Source organism: Saprospiraceae bacterium (assembly GCA_016709995.1).
GTDB lineage: Bacteria > Bacteroidota > Bacteroidia > Chitinophagales > Saprospiraceae > JADJLQ01.
In genome coordinates this window covers 1,188,996-1,213,087 of record JADJLQ010000002.1, presented here as the reverse complement: position 1 = coordinate 1,213,087, position 24,092 = coordinate 1,188,996, and the positions used below count along the sequence as shown (strand labels likewise).

Genomic DNA, 24,092 nt, shown 5'->3' with positions numbered 1-24,092 from the left:
TTGGTAAATTTTTTTAAACCACAGGCTCTAAGGTCATTGACTTCAAAGTCATAAAACTTGATATTACTAATTCTGGGCCAAAGAGTCTGTTCCAATTAAAATTACTCTTTTGATATAGGAAATCTGCTGATAATCCGAATCCAAAATTTTAGCATATTCTTGCCAGTTAAAAAATGCAAAATAATTAAATATATATCATTCTGATAATCCGACTAGTGTCAAATATTTTCAAAAAGAATATGGGTCACTTTCTGCTTCAGTTGTTTTCAAGACAGGAATAATTTTGGTTCAATTTTACAAATGAAAAAAGCTTGTTGTTTAGTTTCAACACCAGATCAGACTTGACCAATAATAAATGAAAAAAAATGCAGGTGAATAATTAAGATACTGACTAAAATCATGACGCCCAGTGATCAAAATTGCCCAAATAAATCCAATCGACCAATAGTTTTGCTGTGTCTTAAAATGTTTAAATGAATAAAAACAGATGTCGAAGCCGCTGCCCCTGAGTTTTGATAGAATATACTATTAAGGTGCAGGATATATATCCAATTGCAGCTGATTGATGAGTCAGTCAGGATGATATTATAATGGTTTAACTATTCAAAAATTTAATAAAATGAAAATTGATCAAATTTATACAGGATGCCTGGCAGAGGCAGCTTATTATATTGAAAGTGAGGGCGAAGTAGCCATCATAGATCCACTCAGAGAGACCCAGCCTTATATAGAAAGAGCGCAACAGGACGGCGCAAAAATTAAATACATACTGGAGACACATTTTCATGCAGATTTTGTGAGCGGTCATCAGGATCTGTCTGCAAAGACCGGAGCGGCCATCGTATTCGGCCCTACCGCTGCGCCGTCCTATCCTGTGCATGTAGCTACTGATGGAGAGATCCTCAAATTGGGCAAAGTTACGATCAAAGTATTGCATACTCCAGGCCATACGATGGAATCTTCGACCTATTTATTAAGAGATGAACAGGAAAAGGACTATGCAATCTTTTCCGGCGATACCTTATTTATTGGAGATGTAGGTCGACCCGATTTGGTACAGAAATTAAATGCAGATGTCACACCTCAGATATTGGCAGGACATTTATATGATTCGCTACGTGATAAAATCATGCCTTTGGCTGATCATGTCATCGTATATCCGGGGCATGGGGCCGGCAGTGCCTGTGGCAAAAAAATGTCAGACGAAACGATCGACACCCTTGGCCATCAGAAAAAGTTTAATTATGCTCTGAGAGCTGATATGACCAAAGATGAATTTATTCAGGAAGTTACAGAAGGATTGATAGAACCACCGCAATATTTCCCTTCGAATGTATTGATGAACTTACAAGGTGGCATCAAAAGCATAGATGAAATCATCAAGAAAGGTACTACCCCGCTCACCGCAAAAGAATTTCAATTAGTCTGGGAGACCACAGAAGCGCTGGTCATTGATACCCGTAGTAAAGAAGATTTTGCTGCCTCTTTTCTACCTGGATCATTATTCATCGGACTTGATAGTCAATTCGCCCCATGGGTGGGTACTTTGATTACTGATATGAAAAAACCTATTCTCCTGGTCACTGACGAAGGGAGAGAAGAAGAGACGGTCACCCGACTAGCCAGAGTAGGGTATGACAATTCAATTGGATACCTCAAGGGTGGTCTACAATCCTGGATAAAGGAAGGATATCCGGTAGATCAACTTCGGGAGCTGAGCTCAGAAGAATTCGCGCGATTGTATCAACAGGATAAAACACTCCACCTGCTTGATGTGAGAAAAGAATCCGAATATAATGCACAGCATATCCTGGGTGCAGAAAACTTTCCACTGGATTTCATCAATCACAATATGAGTATGCTTGACCGAAAGAAAACTTACTATATGTATTGTGCCGGAGGATATCGATCTGCAATCACTGCTTCTATCCTCAAAGTGAGAGGGTACGAACAAATCGTCAATATTAAAGGTGGTATGACTGCCTTGAGCGAAACTTCGCTGCCTAAGTCCAGGTATGAAGAGCAGAAATCAATGTTGTAGTAATTTTGGGGTTTATAACAAAAGCCGGCTAGAACAAAATTAGTTATGCCGGCTTTTTTGCTTCGATAAACCAGGAAACCCTAAAACATTCAAATTACCCTATCTTTGGAACCATGTCAAATTCTATAAAAGTGCTACCCCACTATACCTATGATGAATATCGCAAGTGGGAGGGACGATGGGAGTTATTAGAAGGCATTCCTTATGCCATGAGCCCTACGCCTGCGCCAAAACATCAGCGAATCGTGGCCAAATTGCACCAGACTTTTTTAAATGCACTGGATGTAGCTGCATGTTTGGATTGCACTGTGTATGATTTTATTGATGTCAAGGTAGAAGAAGACACCATTGTTCAGCCCGATTTATTAATTGTTTGCAATGAAATCAGTAAACCCTATCTTGATTTTCCTCCAAATTTAGTGATTGAAGTCCTCTCCCCCGCCACTGCTTTAAAAGACAGAAATAATAAGTTTTACATTTACCAAAACTTTGGAATACAATATTATGTAATCGTAGATATAGACTCGCATGAAGTTGAAGTCTATGTCTTAAATAAGAATGGAAAATATACCTTAGCACTCCCTGGTGATGGAACAAATTCTGAAATTGAATTAACCCAGAATTACCGCATCAGGGTGGATTGGAGTAAGCTTTGGAATTAAGAAAAAAAAGGCAGGGCACACACAATACAACAAAACGTTTAATAGTCAGTTACCTCAAATAAATAGGATCTTATCTTGAATCCAAGATTGTTCTTACCACCCTCCAATCGTACTATTTATTTAGTGATTTTCCTTATCACAAAATAAATCAAAGCGATAGCCAGTAAACCGATCAATAAAAGCCAAGACTGTGGGTAAGAAGCATGGTCAATAACGGCTTCCTCTATGGTTATCATTTGATTGGCCTTTTGGTTGGCCAACACTTGTCGATGGTGTTTGTTCCAAATGACGATCACAGAATCGACGATCGCAGCAGTACCCAATCCAAAATGGACGATCGTGGAATTTTGGGATAAATGGCTGGAACTACCTCCATCCACCTCACGGATCATTCTTTGGTGACCAGCTACGATCTCTACCCGGGAGCCGATGCCGCTGGTCTCAGATTGGGTACCATGCAATTTTATCTGAAACCAATTGCCTTGAGTGGAGTCATTGCGATAAAGGTGGGTGTTTGAATTGACCGGATAGTCCAATACTGGTTTTTGATTGATCACCAGAATATCCAGATCGCCATCATGATCATAGTCAAAGGTGACGGAGCCTCTGCCAATACCATAATCGTTGAGACCCACGAGTCCTGCAATATCAGCAAATCTTCCTCCTGCATTGATATCATTTTTAAAATAAAAGTCAGCCATTGGCACACAATTAGGATTGAGGTCACCGTTGGCTACATAAAGATCCAGGTCACCGTCCTGATCAAAATCGGCGAAGTTTGCTCCCCAACTGATCGAAACAAAATTCATCCCAAAATCAGTCAATTTGTTGATAAAAGGCAGTCCTTCGTTGATATGATTGACCATAAAATAATTGAATCGGATATTGGTCACATAATAATCCATATCCCCATCGTTGTCATAATCGCCTACGGCGGTACCCATGGAATTGATCTTGAGATCCATATGAGTCGTATCGCTTACATCGACGAATTTTTTTTGTGGATATTGATTCTGGTATAAATAATCGGGTATGGCTTTATATCCAAAATCCTGGTTGATAAAAAGGTCCTGGTCACCATCATTGTCATAATCTGTAAATATTCCTCCAAACCCAAATCCTTTGTGATGCATACCGTATTGATCATATACATTTGAAAAGTATTTGCCTTTGTGGTTGAGCAACAAGTATCCCCTGGCCGTCTGATTGGCATTGACGATGGTGGCATCACTGATGGTGCTGAGTTCACCCTGGTATTCATGAAAATAATTTCCAATATACATATCCGGATAGCCATCCTGATTGATATCGCTCACACTGGCTCCGGTAGAGAATGAATTCATTTTATCCAATCTGAATGCGGAGGTAGCGTCTCTAAAAGTACCATCGTGATTGTTCAAAAATAATAGGTTGATGGCACGGGGGATCTGTTTGACACTGTCCCTGGAAGTAATGGTCGTGATGAATAAATCTTCCCAGCCATCTTTGTCAAAATCTGCACTGACCACACCCTGGGTGACAAAATGTTTGGTCAGAGTCAACCCGGATTGTTCGAATATATTTTTAAAGGTCCCATCCCGCTGATTGAGATATAATGCATCATTATTCATACCACTCGTGAGATAGACATCTTCCCAATCGTCATGATTAACATCCAATACACAAGCTCCACCACCAAACATACCTTCGTATACTTTAAACTGATGATCGATACCTGCCTGGTGGGTCACATCCGTGAAAGGTTTTTGTGCCTGTGTCAGAGAGAAATTGATCAGAGTTGTAATCAAGAATAAATAAACCCGCCTCATTGTGCTTTCTTCCACTTTAGTGCTATTATGTTTTGAGCTATTCGAGCACCTTCCTGCAATCCAATATCATTGTCCTGATGCGTATGGATGCCTCCATAAAACCTAGAATCTGCTACCGCCCGGGCAAGCTGAGACAAGGATGTAAAAGACTGAGGGACAAAATCCACGTTCCTCACTTCATCCCTATGACGACCAGCATGGGAGCTATCGACCACCGTGATCTGCTCACCATACAGTTCTTGTAATATAGTAGTGGCAGCTCCTGCATTGATAGCATGACCAGAAGGGAAAGCAGGAAAGGGAGGATCTGGCCAAAACGAAACCCAGTCCTTGTCTATATGCGCCGGTATATAAGTATTAGGACGCTCTGAGAAAAAATGATATTTCCATTTCCAGCAATTGATGAAAGCATCTGCCACAGCCAGTCCAACGCGGGCATAAGTCATAGTTGCAAGTATAAAATCAGGATGAGTTTGATCCATCACTTTCATCGCCAGGTAAAAAGAATGCCCAGGAGGTGTAAAAGTTACATCAGGGTCATCTCCCCACCAGATGGCAGCTTCTTTCTCAGCTTGGGTAAGTGTTTTTTCCTTTTGATAGACTTCGAGATATTGGTGGTAGTAAGCAGAATTTTTGTCCTCACTATAAGGAATCATATCAGGCGTCTTGAGATCAGCATTGGCTTTGACAAAAGTTCTGTTTTTACCCCAATATGGATGTAAAGGAAAATGACTGATCGATTGAGAATACAACGGCGGTTTCCATGAACCCGGAAATTCGGGATGAACCATGGTCTTATCGAAATTGTGCAAATAACCTCGATGACCTCCATCACTCATGGACCAATGAAAAATAGAATCTGCAACTGCGGAGCCAAAATCAACAGATCGCTGAATAGTTTTACGATCAAGCATTGAAGAATACATCTTCAAAACAGCTTTTTCTAAAGAATCGATTCTCAATTTGTTGCTATCTGAAGTCTGGATATAAATGGATCTCAAAATCTGGGCCTGGCCGGCATTGAGTGCCAGCACCCAATCGTAATGCTGATCAGTTGTGCCAGGCAAGACCAATGTACCATTCAATTGATCGGCCACGGAACGGTAATCGGAGAATCCAGGTACTACAGATTCGTACATGGTCAGTCCAATATATCCCATCGCCCGAGAAGCAAACGTAGGAGAGTTAGCAGGGGTGTTTTTGGTGATAAAAAGAGTCATCTCAGCCCATCTGCGCACAATTTCTTCCGGGGCATATTTGGGAGCATGAGATCTGGAACACGATATAGCCAACACACAAAACACTAACCACGAGCCGATATGAAGAGACTTAGTTTTCATCAATTGTTGATTTTATATACAATAGATGGCAGATGATTGATACCAAAGAAAAATGCTCCATCCTGCAAAGGTATGACACATCGCACATCTCCTTTGACCTGCAGGCCGGATTGGATCTGAGGTATATACCTAAAATTACCATCACCATTACCTTTGAGCAAAACACCATAATTGGCATCAGACTTACCGAGCCGGATCTTCATCTGACTGTCATTGCCGCAGAGCAATACATCATCGGAACCATCCTGATCGACATCATAAATCGTGACCGTGTGTACAGGAGCAAACTGGGCTTGCACAGGAAGCTGCCCAAGTTTGTATTTGCCATTGGGTTGACTCAAAAAGCAAGAAGTCTCCAGGTAAGATGCTTGTAAGGTATGCGCATCAGCCAGTTCACCTTTTTTAAACAAATCATTGATATTGACATCACTGTAACTCTCGAAAGAATTAAATCGCGGTTTTAAATAAGTCAATTGTTTTACCAGCTCATCTCGGGTGACATAGGGATACTGTTTGCCCTGGATAAAAGAATTGAGCAAAGGGTCAACCGATCCATTTTGATCAAAATCTTTATACACTAAAGAAATTGGTTGCGAGGCGCTAGCCTTTAATTGAGCATTGGTACCCAGATTGCCAATGATGAAATCAGGTTTTTGATCTCCATTAAAGTCAGCAGTACCAATGGTATTCCACAAGCCTGTATAATTTGAATCAAAATAATCGTTTGTTTTGTTGACAAGTTTACCTTGCTCCTGTATAAAAATAGTGACAGGCATCCACTCACCGACTACGATCAAGTCCTGGATTTTATCTCCGTTGATATCACAAGCCAGCGCATCTGTGACCATACCCAGGTTATTGATTTCTGCAGCGAATTGATTCGTCTGGTCATTAAATTTTCCATGACCATCATTGATCAAAATATAGCTAGCCGGGCACTCCGGATATCTTCCCGGTATCAAACGCCCACCGACAAAAAGATCAAGATGACCATCGCCGGTGAGATCCATCGTTACCACACAACCTTTACTTACAGGCATGGCTGGTAGTGCGTCTGCATGATATTCATACTTCCCTTTACCGTCATTGATATATAACCGATCATTCAATAATGTGTCCTGTGCAGCATATCCATGATATCCACCGGAGGCTATATAGATATCGGGTAGTTGATCTCCATTGGCATCGAATATACAGACATCGGTACCGGTCTGATTTCGGGATGCCTCAAACGAAGAAATGGGATCGGAAATATAAGTATGGTTTTTTTGTTGTAAAAAATGGCAGCAGGCTGGCCCTCTGACCCGGCATACACGATATCATCCAGGCCATCGTGATTGAGATCACCAGAAGTAAAACAGGGTGCAGAGTAGGATGCCTTAGACATCAATAAAGGCTGGCGGTCAAAGTCATTATGCTGGATTTGAAGATGGTCGAATACCAGCGGACTGGGTATTCTTTTAAATATAGTGCTGGAACTCAACGCCACCGGTTTGAAAGGCTTTGCGTTTTTTTCTTCTACAGCGAAAAGTTGGTTGACCGGTACATTAAATAGTTGCTGCATTTTTCCACCCGGCCATAGTATAACCATGGTATCGATGATGGCATTTCTACCTAACCCAAAATGTAAAATGGAAGACACAGAAGATTCGTAGCCCCTGGTGGGATATTGCTCCAGTACTTGTACTCTTCCTTCAGTATATATGGACACCCTGGTGCCGATACCGAAGGTATTAGGTGCATCGCCCCGAAGCAAAATGTTGATATAGTGTATATCCTTTCGGTTATTGCTCTCATTGCGATACACAAAAGCAGGCTCATTGATATTATTGACTACGAGATCGAGATCACCGTCCTGGTCCAGATCGGCATAGACAGCGCCATTGCTGTTGGAAGGTCGGTTCAGACCCCAGTCAGTGGTGAGATTTTTAAAACTAAGATCTCCCTGGTTGGCAAATATATAATTGGACACATTAGATGCCGGCATATGACCGATGATGTCCATCACATCTTCTCTGACCAGTCGACCTTTAGTCTTGACATAGTCATCCATATAATTGATAAAGTCCAGGTTGGTATAGTCTCTTTTATATCCATTGGTCACATGAAGGTCTTTATAACCGTCTTCGTCAAAGTCTGCTAACAAAGCGGACCAACTCCAATCGGTATTGGAGATTCCAGCTAACTGGCCTATCTCAGAAAAACTGCCATTACCATTGTTGAGCTGCAGCATATTGCGCATATATTGGTAATAAAAACCACTACGCACATGCAAGTCAAACTTGGCATAATTATCCGGTGCTAATAATAATTTTTGCCGGTGATTGTCTTCGGGCAACATGTCCAAAGTAAAAATATCCTGCCAGCCATCATTATTGAAATCGACGATATCATTGCCCATAGAAAATTCGCTGATATGTCCCAGGCTAGAGATTTGATTGGTAAAGGTTCCGTCCTGGTTATTGATATATAAATAGTCTGGTACGGCATAATCATTGGAAATATAAAAATCAGGCCAGCCATCGGCATTGAGATCGGAGATGCCGAGACCTAGTCCGTAAGAGAGTGGTGATCCATTGATCCCGGACTGAATCGTGACATCTTCAAACCGCCCATTGGTTTGACGGTACAGGCGTGTACTGCGCAGGGGGTCATCCTGCTTCATCATTTCAGCAGTGCTTTCTTCATTGAGGATAGGTAGATTTTTTGGATTATGATTGAGAAGTAACATATCCAGATCATGATCGTGATCATAATCAAAAAAATAAGCCTGAGTAGAGTGTGCCGGGCTGGCCAACCCATATTTTTCCGCTTCATCTTCAAACAGCGGGATGCCTCTTACATTATTTCCTTTATTGATAAAAAGTTGGTTGGTTCTTTTTGCCTCCGGCAAAGCCCCTGAATAACATATATACAAATCGAGCAGATGATCTCCATTGATATCAACTGCTGTGACCCCGGTCTTCCAGGGACCAGGACGGCCCTGAGCACCTGTCAGAAGGGTGACATCTTCAAACTGTAGATTGCCTTTATTGAGATACATTTTGTTGTCCTCCATATTGGCTGTGAAATACAAGTCTTCCAAGCCATCACCATTAAAGTCACCGACCGCTACTCCGCCACCATTATAGAAGTATTCATACATGAGGATATTGGTGTTCAACCCTTCTGTCAAAGTGTTTTGAAAGTTGATCTTCGTTTGTGCAGCTGGCAGGAGGGTAAACAATGGAGCGGTACTCTGACTATTACTTACCTTTTTTTCTTCAAGATCTGTAGCACAACCTAGCAATTGGACTATGACTCCAAAGAACACCAGTAGCCTTAAATCAGCTTTTATTGCATACATACTTCGTAAAAGTAAGAAATCTACCCCCATCGCTGAGAGTAGACTTCTTTTAGAACAAAAATATTTGATATGATTAAGTACTAATAACCTGGATTTTGAACAAGCAGATTGTTTCGACTGATTTCATCACGATTAATTACACGGAAATACATTTTGTCGTTCCACTTTCGAGTCTCATTTTCGGTATTGTCGACCACAGTATAAGTATAGTCGTATTTAGTCCGGTCAAATTTATAAGGTACGTTTGGAGAGGCTCCTGCTTTTAATTTTGCTTCAATGTTGATCGCTTTGATCCCTCTACCCACGGTACCAGGCGCTATCAACCATCTTCTGGCATCATGATATCGGTGCTCTTCATACACGAGCTCAATGCGTCGTTCATTGCGTATAATCTGTCTCAAGGCATCGCCGGAGGCGGTGACTGCAGGCATACCAGCTCTAAATCGAATTTTATTGATCCATGCTCTGGCTTCAGCATCATTATTGGTCTCATTGCAAGCCTCTGCATAACTTAGTGCCATCTCTGTGACACGGATAAAAGGCCATGGAATCACCTGAGCACTTGATTGATTGTCAGGCAAAGCTGGGTTAGGATCTATGAATTTCCTCACATAATAATGGGTACGACTGCCATTCCAGTTTTCTACCGGACTTTCCCTGGTATCTAAACCATTGATTTTGCCCCCTTTACCATCATCATAATAGCCTGATTGAATCTGATTGGCTGGATCCATACCAGTTACATCAGAAGGTCTGGGCTTCCAGCCGGCTCCGTCATACATTACTGTAGCATAAAATCTGGGGTCACGACCAGCGTAGGGAGCTGCCTTCTGAGCTGGTTTGCTCCAATCAAATTTAGTCCCATCCATCATTTCGTAATCATCTACCAATAATTGGATAGGGGTATTACCGGCCCAATTGTGATAACCATTAGGACCATTATTGATACCATTATGGATACCGCCCAAAGGCCAGTTGTCCTCTTCAGTATACAGTGCAGTATGTGTGCGTTGAAACAACAGTTCTGAACTAGCAGCGGCATCACCAATAGCGCTTTTTCCACCCATGGCGATCGACAGATAATTGGCAGTACCTTCCTCCGGACTAGCAGGAGCAGACAAATTTAATTTATAACCGGCAGCAGCATCTAGCACCGCTTTGGCAGCGTTCTTGGCTGCAGTCCATTTGGCAGCACGATCTCCTGAAGAGGCGAATAAATTTAAATTGGCAAAACCTCCGATGACTGAAGAAGCAGCTTTGACTGCAGTGGCGTCATGCAAATCACTTGCAGCATACAGGAGTTGTCTTGCCTTCAAAGCCATGGCTGCCACCTTAGAGGCCCTACCATCTGTTACTGTTTTGCCGTCGAGAAGGGCAATAGCTTTATCCAAATCAGCTATGATAAAGGTATTACACTCTTCATAGGTATTGCGGGCGATATTGTAATCGTCTGTAAGTCCATAAGGTTTGTCAATGAGAGGTACACCCCCATAAAACCTCACCAACTGATGATAGTAATAAGCTCTTAAAAAATATGCTTCTCCCAGCAATCGATCACGTAAAGTGGTATTGGTAAATGTGGCTATTGGCAATTGTTGTATTGCTGTATTAGCTTGTCTGATAGCCAGGTACATGCGACCCCATTCATAGGTTGAGCTTTGCCAGGCCACATTGCTAGGGCTTTCATTACCTTCTGTAAAGGTGTTGATATTTCTGCCGGCATGAGTGAACATAGCTTCGTCTGTCAGTGTCGCCAGACCCTGCTCTTCAAATCCACCATATCCTAAGAAAGAGTAGACATTGAAGATAAATGCTTCTGCAAGCGGACCATCGGCCCAAGTAGCATCACTGGAGATTTTGTCGAGAGGTCTTGTATTCAAAAAGTCTTCACTACAGGCAAATATACCCAGGAGGACAATAGTTATCGAACCAAGAATTAATTTAAAATTTTTCATTTTCAATTGATTTTTTAGAATGTTATGCTAAGGCCTGTGTTGATCACCCGAGCTTGAGGATAAAATGTGCCACCAGCGTTGGTAGATTCAGGATCGTATACTTCAAGTTTGTCCAAAGTGAGTAAGTTCAGTGCATTTACATAAATCCTTGCATTTCCTAATTTAACCTTATCAACGATATTTTTCGAAAGATTGTAGCCTAACTCGACATTTTTTAATCGAATATAGTCTTTGCTAAACAGGTAATAGGTATTGTTGCCATAGTTACCACCTGTAAAATATGTGTCACCACGGCTAGCCAACCTGGGGTGAACATCCGAAGGATTGTCAATAGACCACCTATTGTCATAGCTATATTTAAGGAAGTTTCCAATATCACCAGACTCTGTCTGCACTCTCAAAGAAGCACCGGTAGCTCCCTGGAACAACATAGAGAAATCAAAACCTTTGTAGCGCATGTCTATGGTAGCTCCAAAATTGAATTTGGGTGTGATACTTTCTTCAAGTCTTACACGGTCATCTCCATTGATCTTACCATCTCCATTGACATCCTGAAATTTCATGTCGCCTGGAATAAGCTGGCCTGTAACTGCAGAATAATCCAGTTTATTGGCATCTACAGCAGCAGCATCTTTAAATACTCCATCTGATTTATAGACCAGGTAAGAACCAATGGGCTTGCCTTCCTGTAATTGGTATTCGGGAGCTCCAGGGATCTCATCCATGAAGACTACTTGATTTTTAGCATAACCTCCATTGATACCTGCTCTGAATTGTAAAACATTGGATGCCTTACCATTGTATCCAATATTGAATTCAAAACCTTTATTGTCCACTTTTCCGGCATTCACAGGAGGAAGTAAAGCATTGATACCAGAAGAAGCCGGTGTAGAACCTGTCTTTTGGATCAAAATCTGATCACGTTTATTTAAGAAATACTCCAGGGTCACATCAAATTTGCCATTTAAAACCGAAGCATCCAGACCAAAATTGTAGTTATTGGCTCTTTCCCAGGTAAAATCAGGATTAGCTAACCTGGTTTCATTTAAAGTGGTCGCTACTGCACCATTGATAGGGTATGAACCGAAACCGTAGGTTGATAAATAGGCATATTCCTGAAGGCTACCATTAAAGGTGACCTGGTCATTACCCATTTGACCATAAGATGCTCTTAATTTAAGGTTGTCTATGCCTGGAACTTTGAAGAAAGATTCGTCAGAGATATTCCAACCCAATAACAAACCTGGGAAAAATCCAAATCTTCCAGATTTAGGGAAAATATAAGAACCATCATACCTCCAGATAAATTCTGCAAGATATTTTTCTTTGTAGTTGTAATTGACACGACCATAATAGCCCAGTCTTGCTCTTTCATAAGCGCTACCTCCTGTGTTTTGAGATAAGGACCCACCGGCAAATAGTTGATCAACTGCCCCAGAGATATAATTTCTCCGGAAGGCAAAGTAGTTTTCACCGGAAAACTCCTCTCGGGTCACCCCAGCCAAAAAGTTAAAAGTATTGCTAGTGCCTAATTTAAAATCATAATTGAGCATAGCTGTCAAATTGGTATTCAAATAGTTTTCGGATCCTTGAGTCAATCGTGGATCACTGAAATTTGATCGCACAGCACCTACCAATTTAGGGGTTTTTCCATCGGCTTCAAAACTAACACGATCCCAGGTATACAGCATCCAGGGTGTCTGCCATACTTTATTTGTTTCGTTGGTTTTATCTACGGCTCCACTCAAAGTAAGCTTAAGCCCACTGATCCAAGGATTGGTGATATCGATGCCGCCATTGGCTTGAAGAAAATCGGTCGGATTGTCCTGATAGCCGGTAGCCTGGGTGGTGATTACATATGGATTTTGACCATTTTCGATGTCAGGTCCAGGTAATCCATTTGGCCAAACTTCTGGTTCAGTAGGTCGACCTCTCATCAGCATCCTGAATATGGAACCTGCAGATTCTGTAGGGAAGTTTCGGTCTTCTCTCCTGGCCAATAAGCCTAAATTGACATTTACATAAGGACTGATTTTGGAGTCTAGATTGACCCTCATATTGTATTGGTTGTATTTGGTCGCTGAGTTTTTATAGTAGGCATCCTGGTGAATGAATCCAAGAGAAGCCATATACCGCATACTTTCTGTTCCACCTGAGATCTGAAGATTGTGCCGGTTTTGAGGGGACCAGGTTTTGAAAGCATCACCAAACCAATCCGTGTTAGGATATCCCCAGGGATCACTACCATCAGTATATTTTTGTACAGCCTGGGGGCTATAGTTGGCATTTAAAGTACTGACACCGGCTGTCGGTGAGTCGTAAGTGCCGGCAGTCTTTATACCACTCCATGCAGCTCCCCATTCGTTGACCGGTATAGTCTTATATATAGGTAGCTCATTCATGATCGCAGCGTACTCAGGAGCACTGGACATATTGGGGATCTTGGTAGGCTGAGCCCAACCATTGTTAAAGTCATAAGTTAAGGTTGGCTTACCGGTTTTACCTCTTTTGGTGGTGACCAGGATCGCTCCATTGGCTGCTCTTGCACCATAGATGGCGGCAGAAGCATCTTTCAGAACAGAGATAGACTCGATGTCCTGTGGGCTGAGTCGACCCAATCCACCTGCACGGTCAGGTATACCATCTATTACAATCAATGGGCTGCTGTTACCAAGGGTATTGGTACCCCTGATGGAGATAGAGGCACCATCATATCCAGGCTCACCACTTTGTTGGATGACCACCAGACCAGGTAAACGACCCGCAAGAGAGTTGGTGATATCTACTGCAGGGGATTTGACAAGTTTGTCTCCCTGAAGTGCCGTCACAGCTCCAGTCACAGTCACTTTTTTCTGGGATCCGTAAGCTACCACGACGACTTCGTCTAAAGCAGCACCCTCATCCAGCGTTATATTCATAACAGGATTGGATCCTACTACTACCTCTTTAGAAGTAAATCCAGTAAAAGAAAATACAAGGGTTTCTCCTTGATTTGCCTGGAGAGCGTATTTTCCATCCAAATCTGTTACAGTACCTCTCCCGGTGTTTTTGACCAGGATATTTACCCCTATCAGAGGTTCCGATTTTCCGTCCAACACAGTACCTGAAATGGACTGTTGGCTGTAAGCACTGGAACAAATTAATGTCCCTAGCAGCAACATCAAATAATTGCAGAATTTTTTAAACATATCAATAAGGTTTTATTTAATACAAATTCAAATCAAACAAACAATTTGCGCAAAATGCGTAATCGTTTGCATAATAATTTTGATGAAAATAGACATTTTTTAATATTATGGAAACGTTTGCTAAAATATTATGTGAAATTTTGTGAAAAAATATTAAAAACTTAGAATTTATCTGATTTTATTAACTTTTTTGACTCAAAGTCAATATCATTGTTTGTAAAATTTGAATCTACCACTGCTATATTCGTTGGGCAAATATTTTTATCAGCCACCAACTTTTAAAGGCAAATAACCGTTTAAAAGGACAATGAAAATAATTCCTGCCTTTTTGTTTTTGATTATATTCTCTTGCGGGGACAAAGGCACCGATCTGAGCGATGAGTTTGTCACTGTCGAAGCTAAACTGGTCAATCAACTACCAGTCGATGGCTGCGGATGGCACTTTACCGTGCCCTTGGGAGATGAATGGGGGCAATATGTAGCTGATGACCATTCTGAAGCAAAAGTCGACAATATTATATCTCAAGTTGCATCCAATAATGGCATCTTTGAGATCAAGGTGAATATTACCTTCCGGTTAACAGGCAAAACCAAAGAGGTTCAGTGTGGTTGGGGGAAAAAGGCTGCAATGGACGAAATAGAGGTCAAGGAACTCAAAGCACTGTAGATCAATGATCATGCTGAGCCCCGACAGCAATACTATTTGTCAGACGGCTTAATTTTTTTTCGATTTGAATTTTATCTGTCTGAGTTTTAGCAAGATTATAAGCCTTCAGTAAGTATTGTTTGGCAATTAAAGGCGCTGCCTCATGGTTTAGTTCTGCTAACAACACAAAATAAAAATGGTTTTTGGTCATTGACAATTTTTCGGCTTCTTCCAACGCTGCCTGACTACCCTTCAATTTATAGAGCGCATAAATTCGGTTAAGGGCCACAACAGGAGAATGGTCAATATTTAGCAGTTGATCGTATAAGTTCAGAATGTTTGACCATTTTAAAAAACTATCCTCTTTAATGGTATGCCAATAAGCGATACTTGCTTCAAGATGGTATTTTGACAAATCTTCCCCACTAGCAGATCTATGCAAATGGAACATTCCTTTGAAAATCATTGATTGATCCCAAAGCGAATGATCCTGGTCATCGTACAAGATCATTTCACCCTGGTCATTTTTCCGTGCCGGAAATCTTGAAGCTTGAAAGCACATCAAAGCATATAGTGCATGAACAACCGGCCTGGAACAACGATCATTTTCAATCAACAAATACGTTAATCGCATGGCTTCATGACATAGATCCTCCCGGAGCACTCCATCGACACTCTCAGAGCTATATCCCTCATTAAATAATAAATAAAGGGTGATCATGACCGTACCCAATCTGCCATTGATAGATTCGACACCCGGGAATTTCAAAGACACCTTTTCTGACTTCAACTTTTCTTTAGCCCTGAGCAATCGTTTGTTAATGGTCTCCTTATTGGTCAAAAAAGCATTGGCTATCTCTTCTATGCCAAAACCACATAAAATGCGCAAAGAAAGCGCTACTTGAGATTGAACAGGAATAGATGGATGACACAAAGCAAATAACATTTGAAGTTGGCTATCCATGATATTTTCTGCTGACCAATCGAAATCTGTATCATCAGACCATTCATCTGATCCTTGCAATTGAGGCGCTATCTTTTGAAGAAAAAGATGATGCCTTTTGATATAATTTTTGGCTTTGTTTTTAGCTACCGCATACAACCAGGCCCTGGGGTTTTCAGGTATTCCCTGATAGGTCCAACTCTCCAGCGCAGCCACAAAAGTATCACTGGCAAGATCTTCAGCAGCTTCGATTTGATCTATGCCAAATCGATTACACAGGACCGCGGTAATCCTGGCAAACTCTGTCCTGAATAAATGGGGTACCCATTCCTGATATTTCATTGATTGGAAGTATTCCCTGCTTCACTACAGGTTTGATTTTTTTTGGATCAAAACGAAATCAGCTATTACCATGATCCTGAGCAATTTTCCTTACTTCAACTGAATTTCCTTCCCCTTGTAGCACAGGGCATCCCATGGCAAACCCGACTGCTTCCTCCATCGTCTCCGCCCGAACTTTGATAAAACCGCCGATAGTCTCCTTAATATCACCAAACGGACCATTGGTCACCATTTTGTTCGATTTGACCACGCACGCATCCTGCATCGGCAATCCTGTACCACCTACAAATTTGTTTTGGGCCGCAATCGTTGAGATCCAGTCCATAGTCTGTTTCATCCATGCTTGCATTTGCTCAGGTGAAGCTATCTTGCTACCATCCTCATGCCGCATAATCAATAAAAATTCATCCATTACATTAAGTTTTAAAAGTGATTTGAATATATGATTGTATACCTATATCAAATGAGTTTGACGAGATAGGACAATTATAATATTAATTTATTCCGAAGTCTACTTTTCAAAAAAGGTTTGGCTGAATTTATGGGAGGTGGTCAAGCTTTTGGCGACCTACTTATTTTCAAGATGGCCTCCCGCAACCTGTCGATATCATCATATGTATTGTAAAAAGCTAAAGAGGGTCGCACACTACTCTCATAACCAAAATGTCTCAAAGCAGGCTGGGCACAGTGGTGGCCGGACCTAACAGCAATACCTTCCCGATTCAGCATTTGCCCCATTGAAATAGTTCGAATTTTGTCCATTACAAAAGATAAGGCACCTGCGCGATGAGTAGGGTGTCCGATGATATGAAGGCCGGGAATGTCGATTAATTTATCGACCATATACTGCATCAAATCTGTTTCATATCTCTGAATGTTCTCAAGACCGATCTTCATAATATAATCTACCGCAGCACCCAAGCCTATAGCATCTCCAATATTAGGCGTGCCGGCCTCAAATTTGGCAGGAACAGGTTTGTAGGTGGTTTCTTCAAAAGTAACCCTGTCAATCATATTACCACCGCCTTGCCACGGGGGCATATCATCCAAAATATGTTTTTTGCCATATACAATCCCAATACCCGTAGGAGCAAATATTTTATGACCTGAAAAAACAAAAAAATCAGCGTCGAGTGCCTGTACATCTATGGGCATATGCTGTACAGACTGAGCGCCGTCAACCATGACCGGCACTCCGTGTCGATGTGCCGTATCGATCATTTCGGCCATTGGGAGCACAGTGCCAATGGCATTGGATACTTGTCCAATAGCGACTATCCTGGTCTTGTGATTAAACAGCTTTTGGTATTCCTCCATCATGATATCACCATGAGAATCGATCGGGATCACGCGCAAAGAAGCCCCTTTATCCTGAGCCAACATTTGCCAGGGCACAATATTGGCGTGATGTTCCAATTCACTGACGATGATCTCATCTCCCCGGCCCACCTGCTGTTTACCAAAAGTATTGGAGATCAAGTTGATACCTTCGGTAGTGCCCCGGATATAGATGATTTCATCTTTGGAGCTTGCATTGATCAGTCGTCGTACTTTTTCCCGGGCATTTTCATAAGCCTCCGTAGCATGTGCGGCAAGTGTATGTGCTCCTCTATGTATATTGGAATTATAATTTTCGTAAAAGTCTGATATACTGTCAATAACGGATTGGGGTTTTTGAGTGGTCGCTGCATTGTCCAACCATACTAAAGGTTTGCCATTGACCGTCTGCCGAAGTACAGGAAAATCTTTTCGTACCGCCTCGACTTGAAAAATCCGGGATTCAGACCTTTCCAGATTTGTTTTTTTATTTTGACTGTTTTCTTCAGTAAAAAGTGATTTTTTTGAATGCAGTGAATCGCTCATTGAATGATAAGTTTACAAAAATTAAACGTTTATTTTCACGCTGAGAATGTATTGAATGTGGTCAAAATATATGGTTGCACTTCTAAATCCTAAAGCTAATACATAGATGACTCATAGCCAAACAAACAAAACCACAATACCATCTCAAACTAGGGAGCAAACGAACAAATTTTCAGTCAAGATCTGCTTAAACCTCTCCAAATAAATCCTGGATGCATCTTGGGTACCATCAGATAGTTTGGGGTCTTCATAAGTGGTTGTAAAACGATGATCTGCTCCAGGTATGTAAGGGCAGTTTGCGTCAGCATCACCACAAGTCATGATCGCGGCAAAACTGACCTTTGGATTTATAACATCATCATATACTTTTGAAAAACAAATACTAAAATTGGAGGGTCCAAAACTCACTTTGTATTTTGGATTTAAAGTGTAATCCAGCTGTTCTACTTTGAACCCAAATTGGTTAAGGGCTGCAATAGCCTGAGGATTGACCGCTGTAGTTTCTGTGCCACCTGAATAAGTAAATACCTGATCTATAGCATAATAATGTGCAGCCAAAGCACCTGCTACCTGGCCAAAATGACTTCGGCGAGAATTGTGCGTACAGATATAATTTAAATGTATAACCTCTTCCCTTTTGTATTTTTGACGAATATAATCTGCCAGATGAGACAAAATCGTTTTTCTAGCAAGGGGAATAGCATCAAATTGACCAACGCAAAGCTGAACAGGGAGTCTTAAATCAAAATACATGAACAAGTTTAGTAATAATGCACCTAAGAGAAAAGCAGATTTTCAAAAAAATCGTGCTTAGCTGCCCTTTTGATTTATTTAACGCTGAACAAGCTGCGTTCAACGATTTTGTAGCCCATAGCAACCTGGAATTCGGGTACATTGCAGGTCTACAACTAATAATATCCATGTATTTATTATTCTTTTCTTTCAAAATTGCATCCTATTTTTTATTATCTGATCCAGGCAAACCTGTTAATGAAGTTTTTGGTTTTGGTGATTTAGTATATACTTTTTCTAACCTGCCCTCTACAAAAGGGTTACTCAGAGTGGTACTATACAATGATGACAAACAGTTTTTAAGTGAAAACGGATGGGCCAGGGCAGATAGTGCTTATATCAGGCCCGATGGCACCGCAGAAGTCCGATTGAAGCAAGTCGCATTCGGTGAGTATGCTGCGGCCCTCTATCTGGATGAAAATCAAAATGGGGTAATCGATCGCAATGTAGTCGGGCTACCTACTGAAGCCTATGGATTTAGCAATAATGTCAGGGCAAAATGGAGTGTCCCGAGCTTTCGGAAGGTTCTTTTTACTTTTAATCAAGCTGCAGAAACTGTACCATCGAGAGTTGCTTATTGGTCAAAACAATAAACAATATTGGCGCATTTGATTGACCGATTTGTTGGACGAGACATTAGAAGCCGGCCCTTCGGGGGCAATACAACGGCAGTTTATATTTTTTTTGCCAGGTCCATCCGCTGGGCCACATTGTCCCAATTGATGATACCAAATAAATTGTCCACAAACTCAGCCCTTCGGTTGCGATATTTGAGATAATAAGAATGTTCCCACACATCGATGACGAGTATTGGTATTACACCCCACTGGGTGAGTTTTTCGTGGTTTTCACATTGCATCACTGTCAATTTGGTTGTAGAAGGATGATAACCAACTATACCCCAACCATTGCCATCAACACCCTTAGCTGTTTTAGCAATAAGTGATTTAAGCTTGTCGTAGGTACCAAAATCTTTTTCTATTTGTTTGAGCAGGTCACCTTGAGGATCTGTTTTTTTATTGGTCAGGTTGGTCCAAAATATGGTATGAAGTATATGAGAAGAAAGATGATAAGCTAATTTTTTTGTCCAATAATCTACGGTATCGAGCTGGCCTTCATCCAGCGCCTTTTGCACCATTTGCAGATCTTTATTGGCTGCTTTTGCTGCATCCCCATGATGAAAAGTATAATGAAGGTGCAAGGTCTCCTGATCCATATGTGGCTCTAAAAAATTCTCGTTATAGGGTAAGGGTTGCAAAGCAAAATTGCCATTAACATCCGTGAGGCGATCCATGCCTGACTTTTTAAGACTTTCTGTAAATACACTTTCAGCGGGCAAGATGGTGGCTCCGCCCAAAATAGCAGATGACCTTAAAAATTCTTTTCGATTCATGACAAATTAAATTTAAGCGTACAAATTACAGGGAATCTCTACCAGCGACAGAAATAATAAAATATGAAGCCAAGAGCTAACTTTTTGAAGTCCAGGTTTTTTTATCTATTTTATACTCAAAATTAGGTTGACTTTGTTCGCCATAGTATTCTACAGGGATTTCTCTCTGTTTTACAGCGCCAAATTTTTCAATCGCCCGTTGCGACCGAATATTGAAAGCTCCGATATGAAAATAGACCTGATCTACAAATTCTAAAGCATATTCCACCATCAATTTTTTGAGAGCCTGGTTGTAAGTACTGCCCCAATGATCTCTTGAAATAAAGGTATAACCGATCAACACGGAGCTAGTGGCAGGATCATAATCATAATATCTTGAACTGCCGATCACAGCTCCGGTATCTGCATCATATATGACAAATGCTCCTTTAGACTCTAAAGCTCCTTTAAAAAAATTCTCAAATACCGCTCGCTGATATCTTTCTTTGTTAGGGTGTTGTTCCCACAGCAAAGGATCTGAAGCCACCGTGTACAACAACTCGAAATCATCTGACTGAAGTGGCCGGATTTTTACGAATTGATTTTCAAGGGTAGGTTGGAGGTCAAATTCGGGCATAGTCAAAAATACGAGTTGGAGTTTAAAAATTCCAACAATGATCGAACAAGATCTGGAAGCCTGTCTGCCAAGTCAGGAATGGTTTTCTTGCGCGAACAAGACCTGGAAGGTTTAATATAGGTTACCGGTATGTAAACCTTCCAGGTCTCGTTGTCTCGTTTCACTCCATAATTTTTAATAGGAGAAAAGGGTAAAACTGTAATAACTGAATAGTCCATTGGTAAAAAAATTGTAAATTATTGTAAAGCCACCCATTTTTGGTGGTATTGCGCTTAGCTTTGCCCCTAATTTGTTATTTCAAACTAAATTTTTCAATATCATACTGATCCTGCTTTGGGGAGCAGGAATTGCTTGGATTGGCATCAATAAGGCTAATCCGGAAGGCCACAATGGGGTTATGGAGGTCAGGCTCCGCAGTATCGGACACGATATATTGTCCGCCATCGGGGATGATAGTTCCAGGGTCATGCCTATTGAAAAAAAATCAGCGTCTGAATATTTGATTCGATTTGAAAACGAATTGGCATTTACGCCTGATTCCATTGTCGATATCGTTAGAAAATATTTGGATGACTCTTTGACCAATAGTTCCTACCTTTTACAGGTCATGGAATGTAGCAATCAGGACATTGTATATAGCTTTTCCATAGCTGTCAATGAAAATAATAATTTAATACCCTGCATAGGCAGAAAGCTACCTACCGCTTGTTACTTCATGAGCATAAAATTTCTCACACCAGCTGCTTCAAAGGGATGGCAGGCGACCGCAATTATTTTACCAACTTTGTTTTTGATTGGATTCCTCTATTTCAAAAAAAGGTTACCACCAAAGAATGAATCCCCGACAGACCATGGTGCTATGGCCACGTTTGGAAAGTTTAAGATAGACTCGCGACAGCAATGCCTTTTTTACCAGGACGAAAAAATTCTTCTATCCGGTAAAGAATATGAACTACTGCAATTATTTATTCAATCGCCCAATCAATTGCTGGAGAGAAATTATTTACTCAAAACCATATGGGAAGATCAGGGAGTGATCGTAGGGCGAAGCCTTGATGTATTTGTCTCCAAACTGAGAAAAAAACTGTCGTTGGATGAAAATCTAAAATTAATCAGCGTCCATGGAAAAGGATATATGTTGGGGGTAGCCCCTCTCGAGTGAGTACTCATGGATATTAATTGACGATTAAAACCGGAATCGACATTCTATGCCTCACTTTGTCAACAGTCTCCCCATACAAGACATCTTTGAGTCCCCGATGTTGATGGGCACCCATAACGAGTAAGTCTGCATTTTCTTCTGTCACGAGCCTGACAATCTCCTCAACCCGGTTTTTATATCCTATTCGACTACTTGCCTGATATCCCAGGGAAATTAATTGCGCTACATAGAGTTCTATACGTTTTTTGTCATCCCGGGTTTCATAGTCATCTGTCGAGGAGCCCAGGAAGGTGGCTGTGGGAGTCTCAACAATATGCAATAAAAAATAGTGTGCCTCCTTTCTTCCCTGGGCCAACGCATAAGCAATGGCTTTTTCATCGCGATCACCAAAGTCCAGCGCAATAGCTATTTTCTGTGGAGGCGACACAAGATCTATGATCAAAGGCTTGTTTTTCATGTGCACCAAAACTTCCGTTTGGGTTTTCCTTTTATTAATCAATGGATACACGGTCATGATAATAAACAAAGCAGCAAAAGCAAGGACACCGACGCCAATGAGTAGCTTTATCCATACTGAAGGGTCCGACATCAGGATGATAGTAATCTCTTCATATAATAATTTCAGATTCAGCAGGACTAAAACAGTAGCAATCAGCCAGGACAAAATTTTAATAGGTAGTTTGATGGCAAAGCTGCCCATGGTTTTTTTATCGCTCACGAAATGGATCAATGGTATCATGGCAAAACCCAACTGCATACTCAATATAACCTGGCTGAATACTAAAAGGTCATCCAATTTATCATTGCCATAAATCAGAATGACTAATACAGCTGGTACAATGGCAATAAGCCGGGTGATAATCCTTCGGATCAGGGGTTGATACGCAAACGCAAATAACCTTCCATAACAATCTGCCCTGCCAGGGTACCTGTTATGGTGGAGCTTTGTCCTGCGGCAATCAGCGCTACAGCAAAAACGATTTGGGCAGTTTTAGTGCCCAAAGCTGCAGGCAATAATTTGTAAGCCTCTTCTATCCTGGCTACATCAGTCTGCCCAGTCGTATAAAAAGCAGCGGCTGCCAGAATAAGGATGGCGGCATTGACAAAAAAAGCTAGGTTGAGTGCTATGGTGGTATCAATAAAATTAAACTTTAAAGCCCGCCTGATGCCTGCCTCATCGTTTTTAATCTTGCGTGTCTGCACCAGAGCTGAATGCAAGTATAGGTTATGAGGCATTACGGTTGCCCCTATGATCCCGATGGCAATGTACAGGGCCTCTCCATGGAGCGGAGTAGGTATAAACCCTGCTGCAATATCACTCAGTACCGGCTGAGCTAATATAATTTCTATAATAAACGAAGCACCAATAGTGGCTACCAAAACAATGATGAATGCTTCCATCCTTCGGATACCATATCGTTGTAGTAGCAAGAGTAAGAAAGTGTCACCAACAGTAATACATACACCAGCTAAAATGGACATACCGGTCAATAAATGCAAACCAATCGCCATACCCAGCACTTCTGCAAGATCGCAGGCCGCTATAGCGAGTTCCGCCAGCACATAAAGACAAAAATTGACCACAGGGGGATAGGTCTCCCTATTGGCTTGTGCAAGGTCTCTCCTTCGGACTATGCCTAACCTTGCACTCAGACTCTGCAGCAAGAGTGCCATCAGATTACTCATCAATAAGACCCAAATAAGCTTGTATCCAAACTGGGCTCCACCCTGGAGGTCTGTAGCCCAATTGCCTGGATCCATATAGCCGACACTGACCAAATATGCAGGACCTATGTAAGGCAAAAACTTTCTTAAACCTTTTTTGGGCACCGTGACATCGACTGTTTGATGGACCTCATTTAAAGAATTGTCGAAATTGTGCTTATCGGACATAAGAGATTGAAGATACTTAAATATAGAAATTAAATATATATAATCAATTGTTAAAGTGTAATATATAATTAAATATTGATAGAATTCTACATCTTAATGATA

At 41.3% G+C, this 24,092-nt stretch carries 15 protein-coding genes and 2 pseudogenes; 5 read left to right on the top strand and 12 right to left on the bottom strand.

The window, feature by feature from the left end; genetic code table 11:
* Positions 1 to 619 precede the first annotated feature (619 nt).
* The gene (locus tag IPJ09_19160; GenBank protein MBK7373511.1) at positions 620 to 2,041 is read left to right on the top strand and encodes an MBL fold metallo-hydrolase; all 1,422 of its coding nucleotides are present in this window, start codon (positions 620 to 622) and stop codon (positions 2,039 to 2,041) included.
* 113 nt (positions 2,042 to 2,154) lie between these two features.
* Complete coding sequence (locus IPJ09_19155; protein MBK7373510.1) at positions 2,155 to 2,703, top strand: Uma2 family endonuclease; 549 nt, start codon at positions 2,155 to 2,157, stop codon at positions 2,701 to 2,703.
* Positions 2,704 to 2,819: 116 nt separating this feature from the next.
* On the opposite strand, the gene IPJ09_19150 is transcribed toward IPJ09_19155, so the two are convergent.
* The 5 genes and pseudogenes from IPJ09_19150 to IPJ09_19130 all read right to left on the bottom strand — a co-directional run bounded on the left by IPJ09_19150 (position 2,820) and on the right by IPJ09_19130 (position 14,340).
* Entirely contained in the window at positions 2,820 to 4,511 is a 1,692-nt protein-coding gene (locus IPJ09_19150) for a CRTAC1 family protein (GenBank protein ID MBK7373509.1), read from the bottom strand.
* Positions 4,508 to 5,851, bottom strand: coding sequence for a vanadium-dependent haloperoxidase (locus IPJ09_19145; protein MBK7373508.1), 1,344 nt, complete (start codon positions 5,849 to 5,851; stop codon positions 4,508 to 4,510). The genes IPJ09_19150 and IPJ09_19145 overlap by 4 nt, the downstream gene beginning before the upstream one ends.
* Positions 5,851 to 9,197, bottom strand: a pseudogene (locus tag IPJ09_19140) (VCBS repeat-containing protein). Before IPJ09_19140 ends, IPJ09_19145 begins: the two are co-directional and overlap by 1 nt.
* Before the next feature lie 80 nt (positions 9,198 to 9,277).
* Positions 9,278 to 11,152, bottom strand: coding sequence for a RagB/SusD family nutrient uptake outer membrane protein (locus IPJ09_19135; protein ID MBK7373507.1), 1,875 nt, complete (start codon positions 11,150 to 11,152; stop codon positions 9,278 to 9,280).
* Between the two features lie 14 nt (positions 11,153 to 11,166).
* The gene (locus IPJ09_19130; protein MBK7373506.1) at positions 11,167 to 14,340 is read right to left on the bottom strand and encodes a TonB-dependent receptor; all 3,174 of its coding nucleotides are present in this window, start codon (positions 14,338 to 14,340) and stop codon (positions 11,167 to 11,169) included.
* Between the two features lie 307 nt (positions 14,341 to 14,647).
* On the opposite strand from IPJ09_19130, the gene IPJ09_19125 reads away from it, so the two are divergent.
* Positions 14,648 to 15,007 carry a hypothetical protein gene (locus IPJ09_19125; GenBank protein ID MBK7373505.1) on the top strand — a complete coding sequence of 120 codons (360 nt, stop codon included), beginning with the start codon at positions 14,648 to 14,650 and terminating at the stop codon, positions 15,005 to 15,007.
* 1 nt (position 15,008) lies between these two features.
* Here IPJ09_19125 and IPJ09_19120 read toward each other — a convergent pair whose 3' ends face one another.
* The 4 genes from IPJ09_19120 to IPJ09_19105 all read right to left on the bottom strand — a co-directional run bounded on the left by IPJ09_19120 (position 15,009) and on the right by IPJ09_19105 (position 18,887).
* On the bottom strand, positions 15,009 to 16,271 hold the full coding sequence (locus tag IPJ09_19120) for a sigma-70 family RNA polymerase sigma factor (protein MBK7373504.1): 1,263 nt from the start codon (positions 16,269 to 16,271) through the stop codon (positions 15,009 to 15,011).
* A 58-nt stretch (positions 16,272 to 16,329) separates the two neighbouring features.
* Positions 16,330 to 16,683, bottom strand: coding sequence for a transcription initiation protein (locus IPJ09_19115; protein MBK7373503.1), 354 nt, complete (start codon positions 16,681 to 16,683; stop codon positions 16,330 to 16,332).
* Between the two features lie 140 nt (positions 16,684 to 16,823).
* Complete coding sequence (locus IPJ09_19110; protein ID MBK7373502.1) at positions 16,824 to 18,134, bottom strand: cysteine desulfurase; 1,311 nt, start codon at positions 18,132 to 18,134, stop codon at positions 16,824 to 16,826.
* 144 nt (positions 18,135 to 18,278) lie between these two features.
* The gene (locus IPJ09_19105; GenBank protein MBK7373501.1) at positions 18,279 to 18,887 is read right to left on the bottom strand and encodes a protein-tyrosine-phosphatase; all 609 of its coding nucleotides are present in this window, start codon (positions 18,885 to 18,887) and stop codon (positions 18,279 to 18,281) included.
* Between the two features lie 53 nt (positions 18,888 to 18,940).
* Between IPJ09_19105 and IPJ09_19100 the strand changes: the two genes are divergently transcribed.
* Positions 18,941 to 19,519: a DUF2141 domain-containing protein gene (locus tag IPJ09_19100; protein MBK7373500.1), complete on the top strand. Its 579-nt coding sequence runs from the start codon at positions 18,941 to 18,943 to the stop codon at positions 19,517 to 19,519.
* A gap of 80 nt (positions 19,520 to 19,599) precedes the next feature.
* Here the strand turns inward: IPJ09_19100 and IPJ09_19095 are convergent, their stop codons facing one another.
* Together IPJ09_19095 and IPJ09_19090 are read right to left on the bottom strand one after the other, a co-directional pair.
* On the bottom strand, positions 19,600 to 20,319 hold the full coding sequence (locus tag IPJ09_19095) for a superoxide dismutase (protein ID MBK7373499.1): 720 nt from the start codon (positions 20,317 to 20,319) through the stop codon (positions 19,600 to 19,602).
* A 76-nt stretch (positions 20,320 to 20,395) separates the two neighbouring features.
* A complete protein-coding gene (locus IPJ09_19090) occupies positions 20,396 to 20,935 on the bottom strand; it encodes a GNAT family N-acetyltransferase (protein MBK7373498.1) in 540 nt (179 codons plus the stop codon).
* A gap of 289 nt (positions 20,936 to 21,224) precedes the next feature.
* Between IPJ09_19090 and IPJ09_19085 the strand changes: the two genes are divergently transcribed.
* On the top strand, positions 21,225 to 22,097 hold the full coding sequence (locus IPJ09_19085) for a winged helix-turn-helix transcriptional regulator (protein MBK7373497.1): 873 nt from the start codon (positions 21,225 to 21,227) through the stop codon (positions 22,095 to 22,097).
* 13 nt (positions 22,098 to 22,110) lie between these two features.
* Here the strand turns inward: IPJ09_19085 and IPJ09_19080 are convergent.
* A pseudogene (locus tag IPJ09_19080) lies at positions 22,111 to 23,990 on the bottom strand (Nramp family divalent metal transporter).
* Positions 23,991 to 24,092 lie beyond the last annotated feature (102 nt).